This is a genomic window from Ruminococcus sp. OM04-4AA, assembly GCF_003462585.1.
Lineage (GTDB): Bacteria > Bacillota > Clostridia > Lachnospirales > Lachnospiraceae > Mediterraneibacter > Mediterraneibacter faecis.
This window is the reverse complement of sequence record NZ_QTZH01000068.1, coordinates 1-12364: the sequence shown is the minus strand read 5'-3', so window position 1 is coordinate 12364 and position 12364 is coordinate 1. Positions and strand designations below refer to the sequence as shown.

General features: G+C 44.9%; 15 protein-coding genes and 2 pseudogenes. 12 read left to right on the top strand and 5 right to left on the bottom strand.

Annotated features, from left to right (window positions below):
• From DXB52_RS13765 to DXB52_RS13755, 3 genes are all read right to left on the bottom strand, one after another.
• On the bottom strand, positions 1-856 hold an 856-nt coding region (locus DXB52_RS13765; protein WP_147343377.1), incomplete at its 3' end, for a hypothetical protein.
• A 524-nt stretch (positions 857-1380) separates the two neighbouring features.
• Positions 1381-2019 (bottom strand): hypothetical protein, encoded by a 639-nt coding sequence (locus tag DXB52_RS13760; RefSeq protein ID WP_118107785.1) that lies wholly within the window; start codon positions 2017-2019, stop codon positions 1381-1383.
• A 61-nt stretch (positions 2020-2080) separates the two neighbouring features.
• Positions 2081-2446: a hypothetical protein gene (locus tag DXB52_RS13755; RefSeq protein WP_118107783.1), complete on the bottom strand. Its 366-nt coding sequence runs from the start codon at positions 2444-2446 to the stop codon at positions 2081-2083.
• Positions 2447-2975: 529 nt separating this feature from the next.
• Here DXB52_RS13755 and DXB52_RS13750 point away from each other — a divergent pair.
• From DXB52_RS13750 to DXB52_RS13730, 5 genes are all read left to right on the top strand, one after another.
• Entirely contained in the window at positions 2976-3488 is a 513-nt protein-coding gene (locus tag DXB52_RS13750) for an RNA polymerase sigma factor (RefSeq protein WP_003533443.1), read from the top strand.
• Positions 3481-4185 carry a zf-HC2 domain-containing protein gene (locus DXB52_RS13745; protein ID WP_015527904.1) on the top strand — a complete coding sequence of 235 codons (705 nt, stop codon included), beginning with the start codon at positions 3481-3483 and terminating at the stop codon, positions 4183-4185. Before DXB52_RS13750 ends, DXB52_RS13745 begins: the two co-directional genes overlap by 8 nt.
• A gap of 116 nt (positions 4186-4301) precedes the next feature.
• Entirely contained in the window at positions 4302-4802 is a 501-nt protein-coding gene (locus tag DXB52_RS13740) for an RNA polymerase sigma factor (protein WP_004853592.1), read from the top strand.
• Complete coding sequence (locus DXB52_RS13735; protein ID WP_005921293.1) at positions 4780-4977, top strand: helix-turn-helix domain-containing protein; 198 nt, start codon at positions 4780-4782, stop codon at positions 4975-4977. Before DXB52_RS13740 ends, DXB52_RS13735 begins: the two co-directional genes overlap by 23 nt.
• Positions 4978-5019: 42 nt before the next feature.
• Positions 5020-5445 carry a hypothetical protein gene (locus tag DXB52_RS13730; RefSeq protein ID WP_118107781.1) on the top strand — a complete coding sequence of 142 codons (426 nt, stop codon included), beginning with the start codon at positions 5020-5022 and terminating at the stop codon, positions 5443-5445.
• Here the strand turns inward: DXB52_RS13730 and DXB52_RS16245 are convergent.
• Positions 5390-5773, bottom strand: a complete 384-nt coding sequence (locus DXB52_RS16245) for a hypothetical protein (RefSeq protein WP_181977005.1) — start codon at positions 5771-5773, stop codon at positions 5390-5392. The two genes, DXB52_RS13730 and DXB52_RS16245, sit on opposite strands and share 56 nt — an antisense overlap.
• Before the next feature lie 111 nt (positions 5774-5884).
• On the opposite strand from DXB52_RS16245, the gene DXB52_RS13720 reads away from it, so the two are divergent.
• The 7 genes and pseudogenes from DXB52_RS13720 to DXB52_RS13690 all read left to right on the top strand — a co-directional run bounded on the left by DXB52_RS13720 (position 5885) and on the right by DXB52_RS13690 (position 11752).
• Positions 5885-6283 (top strand): plasmid mobilization protein, encoded by a 399-nt coding sequence (locus tag DXB52_RS13720; RefSeq protein WP_040647222.1) that lies wholly within the window; start codon positions 5885-5887, stop codon positions 6281-6283.
• Positions 6255-7873, top strand: a pseudogene (locus tag DXB52_RS13715) (relaxase/mobilization nuclease domain-containing protein). Before DXB52_RS13720 ends, DXB52_RS13715 begins: the two are co-directional and overlap by 29 nt.
• Before the next feature lie 174 nt (positions 7874-8047).
• A complete protein-coding gene (locus tag DXB52_RS17470) occupies positions 8048-8242 on the top strand; it encodes a hypothetical protein (RefSeq protein ID WP_006573562.1) in 195 nt (64 codons plus the stop codon).
• The gene (locus DXB52_RS13705; RefSeq protein WP_044945867.1) at positions 8232-8972 is read left to right on the top strand and encodes a phage replisome organizer N-terminal domain-containing protein; all 741 of its coding nucleotides are present in this window, start codon (positions 8232-8234) and stop codon (positions 8970-8972) included. Before DXB52_RS17470 ends, DXB52_RS13705 begins: the two co-directional genes overlap by 11 nt.
• Positions 8969-9807, top strand: a pseudogene (locus DXB52_RS13700) (ATP-binding protein). Before DXB52_RS13705 ends, DXB52_RS13700 begins: the two are co-directional and overlap by 4 nt.
• A 12-nt stretch (positions 9808-9819) precedes the next feature.
• A complete protein-coding gene (locus DXB52_RS13695; protein ID WP_005946147.1) occupies positions 9820-10011 on the top strand; it encodes a transposon-encoded TnpW family protein in 192 nt (63 codons plus the stop codon).
• 133 nt (positions 10012-10144) lie between these two features.
• Positions 10145-11752, top strand: coding sequence for a recombinase family protein (locus DXB52_RS13690; RefSeq protein ID WP_097800099.1), 1608 nt, complete (start codon positions 10145-10147; stop codon positions 11750-11752).
• Positions 11753-11818: 66 nt separating this feature from the next.
• On the opposite strand, the gene DXB52_RS13685 is transcribed toward DXB52_RS13690, so the two are convergent.
• On the bottom strand, positions 11819-12364 hold a 546-nt coding region (locus DXB52_RS13685), incomplete at its 5' end, for an accessory gene regulator B family protein (protein WP_118107779.1).

Genomic DNA, 12364 nt, shown 5'->3' with positions numbered 1-12364 from the left:
ATATATATTCAACAAATCCTTCATCTGATCTTAGTTCACTATATAATAAATATTGAACAATTTCTTTAATCAAATTCTCGTCTCCAATTTGTTGTTCTATCTCTTTCAATTGGCGTGATACAAGTTGTTCTTTTTGAACTCCTTCTAAATCTTCTAGCATTTGTTGACGTTCTTCTTCTATTGTCATCATTATTTTTACAATTTCATCTGCCTCTATCACATCGCTACGGAGTAATGCATGAGAAAACAAATCCCCAATCTTTGAATCTTTACCTGATTCATGCAATCTGTAGCTCATATATGTTTGGCTATTCAAATAATCTGGAGAAACCAAAACATAATCATTGAATTCTATAAAGTTATTATTTGAAAAATTTCTTCCCAAATCTTTAGAAGCGATTATTATCCTTTTTGCTTTTAAATCATGAATATCCAACCCAAAAACAGATTCTGTCTCTTTTAATAGCTGTTCCCATTCTCGAGTTATTTTTTCTAAGTACTCATCGCCATCTATATTACTTAATTCAAGTGGCAAATAATTTAAAACTACTGATTCATTATTGTTTTTTATAATATTGCCTCCAATAATAGAAATCCCATCACTCGTCCCCGCAAACTCATTTCCGCTTTTTTTCGGTAAATTGGTAACAAATTTACAATTAGTATTGATTTTAACTTCAAAATCAGCTGTTGAAGCTCTATTATAGGGATTGTAGCCATTACCTCCATTATAATATGGATATTGTATAAATATTTGTCTGTCTCCTGCTAATGGATACCATGGAAAATATCCTGGCAACATAATTGCTTGAGAATTAGAATAATATTTCCCTGAGCAGCCGTCATATTTTATCATCAATTCAAATGTTTTTACGCAATCTGGAAATTTAATAATTATGCTATCTCCATTTCTTTCAAACGATGCCTCTTCATTATTAACTTCTAACTTTTTTATTCTGTATCCATGATAAAGCGTAAATACAAATTCATCTCTTTCAATAGGTGCATCTATAGTTAGCTTTCCATCTACTGAAAGTTAGCTTTCCATCTACTGAAAGATTATTTTTCACATCAATTTCCAATTCATATTTTGATATTTGTAATCAGATTCTTGAATTTCTTGAATATCAAGTTCCTCATTCTGATAATATGTAAAATCTGCAAAAAATACCATTCCATGCTTCGTTCAACCTATAAGTACTTGCCGGAAAATATGAAATTACTAAGAAGAATATAGAAAAGCAAAAACATAAAATCGACAATTTTTTATAATTTTTATGAAGCCATACAATTATAGTAAAGATAAGAATAATCCAAAATAATTGTACATATAAGCGAACATTTTCTACTTGAAGTCCGTATTGTGTGTCAGGTACCCATTCAGCATTTTTTATAAAAAAATCTGAATAACCATTTTATTTTTTCTACAATACTATCTATCGGAAAATTTTTAGGTTTTTCTCTCCAAATCAAATTTTCAAAAAGGGGACTTGTCATGATACAAAAAAACAAAACAACAGAATGCGCAAGCATTTTATTGTTAGCCGAAATCCACGAAGCAATATATGCTATTCCTAGTAAAATAATTTGGGGAATAACAATATTCATTAAATATGTTCTTGGAAATATTTCAAATAAATATCTAGTACCATCATTTTGTATAGACGTAAAAATTATTCCAATAATAAGTGTAAGGTGATATATTAAGATAACTATTAAATAAATGCTTCCGATTCCTCTTTGCCAAGATGATTTTCTTTTGGTTATTGAATCTATTACTTCTTCACAATTAGCACTAATTGCTTCCGTAAATATAATATATGCAAATACTGCAAATAAAACCGAGAGGTAAAAATTCCACCGGCTAAACAAATAAAGTAAACGGAAACCTGTGAAATCCAGCGAGCAAAAGAAACTAATCATTGCTATTAGAATCCAAAACTGGATTAATACAAATAAAATATATAATTTATTTTTAAAGAAATATCTCAAGTAAAATCCATACATTTTTTTATCCATATATATTACCTCTTAATGTTATTTTTGGGGGATCCATAAGGATTCCCCCAAGAATAACAGACTAAAAATAAATTTTGCCTACGCCCGCTACGCCTCCACCAGATTCAAAGCGAAGTTTAAAGCTAGAATCACGTGATTGATTTTCTACAAGTGTTGTATTTGCACCTTTTGCCAATTTATTCGTTTGTTCGCATGAATACGGATATCCGGACCACGCCGCGTAGATTTTTGCAGTCAAGACTCCTGTTGATTTTGAGCTGTTCCAAACTTCTGCATATGCTTTTTTTGACAAGCCAATAGCAGCAGATTCAGCAGATTTTTGAAATGTTTGCAATGCAAGGGATGCACTACTCGCCGCATAAGCTGTCATAGCAGTTCCTACAATACATATAGCACACACAATACTACACCAATATTTTTTCTTCATAACTTTTACCCGTCCTTTCTATAAATTGGAAACTATTTGTTCACTTTTAAAAATTTTTTATAGCTCTAATCCCCCATTCCTCCTCCCTCATTCTATGTGTTTCAATGATTATCTTCAGTATATCCAAATCACCGACAAATTCAATCACTTTTACTCGAAACGACAATATTAACATTTTTTTGGTCTTTTTCTTCTCTACACACTCTCCATAATTTGACTACTATACATGGAATTTGTAACATTGCAGTTAATATAATCCCTTCAGCAATGCTCATGTACGGTAGAGAAGCACAAAGCAAAACAAGGATAGCCAGCCCTGCCACTATTCCGAAGTCAGGGGAACGCAATAGAAAAATTCATAGCTGTATGCTATACTTAATTAGCATTTGAACATATCAAGCTGACACAGCAATCTCTTTACTTGCCGTTAATGCGCGTCTACCAATAGTCCGCACAAAGCAAGAGTAGCGTAAAGGTATAAAAATTTCAAACTTCTTTGTAACGAAATTCCGATTTCTCCGTCTAACCTATGAAGCTGAAGGAGGTGATGACAAGTATGGACTATGAAAAACTCTATAAAGCCTACTATTTACAGGTATACTCGTATACTATTTCTCTTGCCAAAAATCGTGAGATAGCAGAGGAAATCACGCAGAACACATTCTATAAGGCTGTTTCTACAACATCACAATTCAAAGGTAAGTCAGATGAATTGACATGGCTCTGCTCCATAGCAAAAAATCTTTACCATGATGAAATGCGAAGCCGTCAGCGAGTAGCTGATGTGAGTGAAATCAATGACTTGCCATCAAATGAAAATGTTGAGAACTCAGTTGCAGATTCTGACATGGCGTTCCGCATACACCTCGTTCTTCACCGTTTGGAAGAACCATACAAAGAAGTCTTTCAGCTTCGCGTATTCGGGGAACTATCTTTTTCACAAATCGCTGCAATTTTTGGAAAAACAGAATCATGGGCGAGAGTTACTTATCATCGTGCAAAGCTAAAAATTCAAGAAAGGATGGATGAAAAGCATGAGTAAACAATGCGATATTGTTCGAGATATTCTTCCGCTGTATGTTGACGATGCTTGCAGCGAAGCAAGCGCAGAGATGGTAAAAGAGCATTTGAACGCCTGTGCTGACTGTAACGCAATTTATCAGAAATTGCTTTCTCACACGAGCGAAGATGTTCTTCACGAAGAAAGCGAAAGCGTTATTATGCGCCATGAGGCAAAAGAAAAGCAGAGAGGCAGAAAAAAGATAACGATTGCTGTTCTCGTTTCCATCGCTCTTTGTATCATTGCAATTTTTACAGCTCTCTTTCTGTTACCTATAAACATTGCTTATGAGCCTGTCAAAATCGACTTCCCATTTGAGGTTGAAGATGTCGAAAACGTTGAAATGTACCACTATGACGGAGTGCCTGCATCAGCAGAAAAGAAAGTAGTTGTTGCTGAAAATGATATAAAGACCCTGTATGATAAGTTCAAGGGCTTATCCCTAAAAGACAAAACGACTGAGGAAACTGCCGGAGCAGATGTGACCAGCTTTAGATTTAACCTCTCAGATGGAACAAGCTACGATTTGATTTACGCCTGCTATGGGGTTAAAAACGGCGAATTGAAGTCAGCAGCAGGCGGTTTTAAGTATTTCACAAGTGCGGATATCGGCTCTTATTGGAACAATTTGAATACGGAACTTGAGGCAATTCCTATCAATGAGAGTGAATTGCCGTGAGCAGATAGCAAACCCAGCCGAGCCTGTCAACGGTCAAGATGAACGGCGCAAATGCGCCGCCGTTGACAGCCCCGCCCGTCTTTGCTGTTCGGTAATCAAGAGGGCGACAGCACAAGATGCTGCCGCCCTCTGCCATTATTCAGAAAGGGGGATTTTCCATGACCGAACACGAAAAGTATCAAGAACATATCCGGCATACACACGATGCCTTTTGCAAGACTGTTATTCGCCACGCTGCCATAGACGCAGCCCGGAGCATACGGAGCCGCCGCAAGCGGGAAATCTCGCTTGAATATCTGATAGAAGAAAAACACTATCCATTCAGTACCACAGATAAATACTTTGCGGAGCAATCCGGCATGACCAGCTATCCGCTTTTCGTCTGTGGTCAGATGGTGCTTTTGGAAAGTCCAGAGCTTGCCGCAGCCCTGTCCGCACTATCACAGATGGAACAGGAAATCATTTTCTTGTACTACTTCCAACGATTGACGCATAGGGAGATTGGACGGAGATATGGACGGGCTGGCAACACAACCGGGCGGCGTATTCAGATGATTTTACGGCGGCTACGGGCAGAGTTGGAGGGTTTGTCCTATGAGCCAGCTACTTCCCTATGAGACAATCGTTAAGGCAAGCGAGGGCGACCCGGAAGCTGTTGCCGCCGTCCTATCCCATTATGCGGGATATGTCCGCTCTTGTGCGAAAATGGACGGACAGATTAACACGGATATGCAGGAGCATATCGTCAGGCAACTGATAGAAAGCCTGTTGAAGTTCCGCTTTGACCGCTAAACAGAAAAGTTGTATAATTAGAGCCTGACAAATTAAACTTCAATGAGTGTAGAGCAAATGGAACAGATTATCAATTATAGAGACATACCCACAGATAAAAGGATTGACATATTAAATGCTCTTGAGCGAATAGGTTTTTTTCCGGCATACGGCGGCGTGAGAACAATGCAGCAAATTATGGAAAAGTCAGTTCCAGGTTCAGGCCCACAATTCTATTTCGTTTTCCGTGAAAATGAGTTGATAGGGTACAATTTTCTCATTGGGGACACTAAGAAATATAAAGCGTTCCCATGGCTTGCTATTAGCAATATGGATGAGCAGAAGTTGACTGTTTGTGAAGAACTGATGAAAATACAAATTGCCTTTTTTGAAGAACTCGGAATGCAAAAGATAGCAGATCATTGCGTTAGGATTATGGAAGATTACAGAAAAGGAATTGGAAAGCGGAAAGAAAGCGATTGCAGATAAATTCCATTTGAAAAACGGCTGACAATTTAATACCGCCGCCCATCACAGCGGCAGATAAGCAGTAAATCTTGAAAAGGTTTACTGCTTTTTTTGCGCCCATTTTCAAAAATCTTTGGCAAACCACACCGCCGGATTGTTGTAGGGAGCAGACAGGGAAAATAAAAAAATTTTCGCTGCGTTTGCCAAAACGCCCCCTTTTCACCGTTGTAGTGGTGAACAGCGGGCAGAACACGCCGCCGCAATCGCTATATTGGTGGAGCAAGCCAGTATATCCGCAAACCAGAGCCGCCGAGGAAAGCGGTAGTTTTTTAGAGCAAGATTCTACCACGGTGCCAAAATCCGCATATCTGCGGTTTTGCCCCTTTGGTAAATCTTGTTGGGGAGTGCCTTCCCCAAACCCTGCTCATGCGCCCTGTCGGGCGAGAAAGGAGGTCAACGCTTGAAGAAAAAATACAACACACCCCACCGCTGCCATGTGGTCAAAACCCGCATGACCGAGGAAGAATACGCCGACTTTACCGAGCGGCTGAAACACTATGACATGAGCCAAGCCGAATTTATCCGGCAAGCCATTACACGGGCGACCATTCGCCCCATCGTTACCGTTTCCCCGGTCAATGATGAACTGTTGTCCGCCGTTGGCAGGCTGACCGCCGAATACGGAAAAATCGGTGGCAACCTCAATCAGATTGCCCGCGCCCTCAACGAGTACGGCACACCATACAACGCCCTGTCCGTTGAAGTCCGCGCCGCCATTTCTGACCTTGCTGCCTTGAAGTTTGAAGTCCTGCGAAAGGTAGGTGACGCTGTTGGCAACATTCAAACATATCAGCTCTAAAAATGCGGATTATGGCGCAGCCGAGCAGTACCTCACCTTTGAACATGACGAGTTTACCATGAAGCCCACCCTTGATGAAAACGGGCGGCTCATGCTCAGGGAGGACTATCGAATAGCCACGCTGAACTGCGGCGACGAGGATTTTGCCGTTGCCTGTATGCGCTCCAATCTCCGCTATGGGAAGAACCAGAAGCGGGAAGATGTAAAAAGCCACCACTACATTATCAGCTTTGACCCACGGGACGCGGTGGACAACGGTTTGACCGTAGACCGGGCGCAGGCGTTGGGCGAGGAATTTTGCCGGAAGCAGTTTCCCGGACACCAAGCCATTGTCTGCACCCACCCGGACGGACACAACCACAGCGGCAATATCCATGTGCATATCGTTATCAATTCTCTGCGGATAGAGGAAGTTCCGTTCCTGCCTTACATGGACAGACCGGCAGACACCCGCACCGGGTGCAAACACCGCTGCACAGACGCGGCGATGGAATACTTCAAAGCCGAAGTCATGGAGCTGTGCCACCGGGAAAATCTCTATCAAATCGACCTTTTGCATGGCAGCAAAAACCGCATTACCGAGCGTGAGTATTGGGCGCAGCGGAAAGGGCAGGCAAAGCTGGACAAGGAAGCTGCTGCCTTGCCAGCCGAGGAGCAGCCAGCCAAGCCCACGAAGTTTGAAACAGACAAGGAAAATTGCGGCAGACCATACGCACCGCGCTGTCCTCTGCCGCAAGCTATGGCGAGTTCGCCGCCGTTCTCTTGCAACAGGGCGTGACTGTCAAGGAGAGCCGAGGGCGGCTATCCTACCTCACGCCGGACAGGACAAAGCCCATTACCGCCCGCAAGCTGGGAGATGATTTTGACCGCGCTGCCGTTCTTGCCCTTTTGGAACAGAACGCCCACAGAGCCGCCGAGCAGACCGCAACCGTACCCGAATACCCCCGCAACATAAGGGAGCGTTTGCAGGGCAAAAAAGCTGTCCAAACCACCCCGGAAAAGGACGGTATTCAGCGCATGGTTGACCGGGCAGCGAAGCGAGCGGAGGGAAAGGGCGCGGGCTATGATTGCTGGGCGGCAGTCCACAATCTGAAACAAATGGCGGCTACCGTTGCCGCCTACGGGCAGTACGGCTATTCGCCGGAGGAGCTGGACGCAGCCCTTGTATCCGCCAATGCGGATTTACAGGACAGCACCGCCAAGCTGAAAGCCCTGGACGCTGCTATCCGGGAGAAAAAGGAGCTTCAGACACAGGTGCTTGCCTATGCCAAGACCAAGCCTGCCCGTGACGGTCTGAAAGCGCAGAAAACGGAAAAAGCCCGCAGCGCCTACCGGGAACGGCACGAAAGCGATTTTATCATAGCGGACGCAGCCACCCGTTATTTTCGGGCGCATGGCGTTTCCAAGCTGCCAAGCCATAAAGCCCTGCAAGCGGAAATCGAGCGGCTTACCGCCGAAAAGAACGCCCATTACAACGAATACCGGGAGAAAAGAGCCCGTGTCAAGGAGCTGCATACCGTGAAAAGCAATCTTTCTCAAATCCTGCAAGGCGAGAAAGACAGAGAGAAAAAGCACGAACATGAGCGTTAAAAACCGCCCCGAAACGATACCAAAACGGGGATATGCCCTGCACCCTATCCGCAATACTGCCCACCTTTGAAACGGGGTGCACAGCGCAGGAAATCCCCGAAAATGACACCGAGAAACTACATTTTTACCGACCTATCCGCTTATACCAGCGGAAACGGCAGAAAGGAGCGAGAAATGCCACGCATGAGCAAAAAGCGGCGGTTGGAATGGAGCTTTTTCCTCAACCACCGAAACCGTATTACCTACAATGACCTTTGCCGGGGCTGCACACACGGCTGCAAGCAGAGCTTCCGGGCGATTATCGTCCTCTGCCCCCGGTATTTCTCTAAGAGATGGAAACACAGGGAGGACACCGCCAATGGCAGATAACCGCAAATATTACTACCTCAAACTGAAAGAAAACTTCTTCGACAGCGATTCCATTGTGCTGTTGGAGGACATGAAAGACGGGATTTTGTATTCCAATATCCTCTTGAAGCTGTACTTAAAATCGCTGAAAAATGGCGGCAGATTGCAGCTTGACGAGCATATCCCCTATACCGCCCAGATGATAGCCACGCTGACCCGTCACCAAATCGGGACGGTGGAACGGGCATTAGCCATCTTCCAGCAGTTAGGGCTTGTGGAGCAGCTTGACTGCGGGCTGCTTTATATGACCGACATCGAGCTGATGATCGGTCAATCCTCTACCGAAGCGGAACGGAAACGCGCCGCAAGGCTTGAAAATAAGGCACTTTTGCCGCCGCGGACAAATGGCGGACATTTGTCCGACATTCGTCCACCAGAGATAGAGATAAAGAAAGAGATAGATATAGAGTTAGAAAAAGAGGGAGAGTTAAAGGGACAAGCCATCGCCCGCAGCTATGGCAGATATGAGAATGTATTTCTGACTGATACGGAGCTTTCCGAACTGCAAGCGGAGCTGCCCGAAAAATGGGCGTACTACATTGAGCGGCTTTCCGGCTATATCGCGTCCACGGGCAAGAAATATAAAAACCACGCCGCCACTATCCGCAGATGGGCGGCAGACGATACCGCAAAGGCTGCCCCGAAACAGGGCATACCCGAATACGCCTGCAAGGAGGGCGAGAGCTTATGAGTAATCTGTTTACAGAACGAGTTTTGAATATGGCGGCTGTTACCCCACAGCCGGAGGACTACACGGGCGAGGACGGACTGCTTTACTGCGGCAAGTGTCACACTCCGAAAGAAGCCTACTTCCCGGAAAAGCAAGCCGCCCTGTTTGGGCGTGACCGCCACCCGGCAGAATGTGACTGCCAGAAAGCCCAGCGTTTGGAGCGTGAAGCCGCCGAACAGCGCAGAAAGCACCTTGACACCGTGGAGGACTTGAAACGCCGGGGATTTACCAATCCTACCATGCAGGAATGGACTTTCGCCAACGACAACGGGAAATGCCCGCAAATGGAGATTGCACACTTCTATGTGGAGCATTGGGAAATCATGCGCGAGGAAAATATCGGCTATCTGCTATGGGGCAAGGTCGGCACAGGAAAAAGCTATTTTGCCGGGTGTATCGCTAATGCCCTCATGGAGCAGGAAGTCGCTGTCCGCATGACGAACTTCTCTGCGATTTTGAATGACCTGACCGCCAGCTTTGAGGGGCGCAACGAGTATATCGAGCGTCTTTGCCGTTTTCCTCTGCTTATCATTGATGATTTTGGAATGGAGCGCGGCACAGAGTACGGTTTAGAACAGGTCTACAATGTGATTGACAGCCGCTACCGCAGCCGCAAGCCTTAATCGTTACCACCAATCTGACATTGGACAGCCTGCAAAATCCGCTGGACACCGCCCATGCCCGGATTTATGACCGCCTTTTGGAAATGTGCGCCCCTATCCTCTTTACGGGAGAGAACTTCCGCCGTGAAACGGCGCAAGCCAAGCTGAACAGACTAAAAGAATTGATGAAATGAAAGGAGTTGCCTATGGCAGAGAACAAGCAGAACACCACCCCGGAACGCCGCCCGGACTGCGTGACAGAGATCCGCATGGGCAACACCGTCCTTGTCGTTTCCGGCTTTTTCAAAAAAGATACCACCGACACAGCAGCCGATAAGATGATGAAAGTGCTGGAGGCGGAAGCCGCCGCAGGACACAAAGCCCAGCTTTCGCCCTAACGCTACAAGCCGCACAGAAAAATCGTCATTTTACCGGGCGGTAAAGAAGCAGAAGCCGCTATACAGACAGCCGCCCCATGTGTATAATCGAAATACGGAATAGTGGGGCTGGCTGTCGGAAACGGAGGATTTTATGTTAAGACAGACCACCCAGAAAATCACTGCCCTTTATCCAAGACTATCCCATGAGGACGAGCTGCAAGGCGAAAGTAATTCCATTTCCAACCAGAAGCGTATCCTTGAAACCTACGCAAAGCAGAACGGCTTTTCCAATCTGCGCTGGTACACGGACGATGGCTATTCTGGTGCGAACTTCCAAAGACCGGGCTTTCAATCCATGCTTGCGGACATTGAAGCCGGGAAAGTGGCTACCGTTATCGTAAAGGATATGTCACGGTTAGGGCGAAACTACCTGCAGGTGGGAATGTATACCGAGATGATTTTCCCACAAAAAGGAGTCCGCTTTATCGCCATCAACGATGGAGTAGACAGCGCACAGGGCGACAATGATTTTGCCCCTCTGCGGAACATTTTCAACGAATGGCTGGTGAGAGATACGAGTAAGAAAATCAAAGCTGTAAAACGGTCAAAAGGCATGAGCGGCAAGCCTGTTACGAGCAAACCCGTGTACGGCTACCTCATGGACGAGGACGAAAACTTCATCATTGACGAGGAAGCCGCACCCGTGGTCAAGCAGATATACCGTCTGTGCCTTGCCGGGAACGGTCCGACCAAGATAGCCCGTATGCTGACCGAGCAGGAAATCCCAACGCCGGGAACGCTGGAATACCGCAGGACGGGCAGCACACGCCGCTATCACCCCGGCTATGAGTGCAAATGGGCGACAAATACCGTGGTGCATATCCTTGAAAACCGGGAGTACATGGGCTGTTTGGTGAACTTCAAGACGGAGAAACCGTCCTACAAGACCAAGCACAGCATAGAAAATCCCATTGAGAAACAGGCAATTTTCGAGAACCACCATGAGCCTATCATCGACACCCAGACATGGGAGCGTGTGCAGGAATTACGCAAACAGCGCAAGCGTCCGAACCGCTATGATGAAGTGGGCTTGTTCTCTGGTATGCTCTTTTGCGCGGACTGCGGCAGCGTCATGTATCAGCAGCGTTACCAGACCGATAAGCGGAAACAGGACTGCTATATCTGCGGGAACTACAAAAAGCGCACCCATGACTGCACCGCACATTTTATCCGCACCGACCTTTTGACTGCGGGCGTTCTCTCCAATCTACGGAAAGTGACGAGCTATGCGGCAAAGTATGAAGCCCGGTTTATGAAGCTGCTGATCGAGCAGAACGAGGACGGCGGCAAACGCCGGAACGCCGCCAAGAAAAAGGAACTGGAAGCTGCCGAAAAGCGTATCGGTGAACTTTCCGCTATTTTCAAGCGGCTGTATGAGGACAGCGTAAGCGGTCGCATTTCTGACGAGCGTTTCACGGAGCTTTCGGCAGACTATGAAGCCGAACAGCAGGAATTGAAAGAGCGTGTTGCCAGAATACAGGCGGAGCTTTCCAAAGCACAGGAAGCTACCGTAAACGCAGAAAAGTTTATGAACATTGTCCGCAAGCACATGAACTTTGAAGAACTGACCCACACCCTCTTACGTGAGTTTGTAGAGAAAATCGTTGTGCATGAGTGCAGCTACGATGAAAATGGCACACGCAGACAGGATATTGAGATTTACTATTCTTTCGTCGGCAAGGTGGACTTGCCCGAATGACCGCCTGCCCTATCCGATACCAAAGACAAGTACCGGATAGGAAAGGCAAAATTTTTTACACTTCTATTACTTCTTTATCACACATAAGCAAATACATATAGCATATATTCTAAATTCTGCATACAAAAGCACTCCATATATCGCCACAAATATTGTCGTCATAGATATTGTTGTGATTTTATACTCTTTTCTCTCATCCACACTTAAACGACGATTTTCTGAATCTATAGGACTAAAACATATTAAACTAAATGCCGCACTAAAAACGGATATACTTAAAAATATATTGTTGTTTAACTTATCGACTAGCCAAACAACAAGAAACAATACCACACAGGAAGACAACAGGCACGTCCTTAGTTTCTTGGCATGAATTCCCCCACTAAACTTTCGAATGAACATAAATGGGAAAATGATTATTAACCCTTGTATCGTTTTACCCAATAAACTACCTATAATCAGTATAAGCACTATTGGTGTTACTGTTAAAAAAAGGCTATATACAGCATATTCATACAATTCTTTATCTTCCCTATGTACAGTTTCTGATTCGACCAGCCATCTACCATATATTTTGACAAATATCTCAGCGTGATTTACCATCTCTAAATT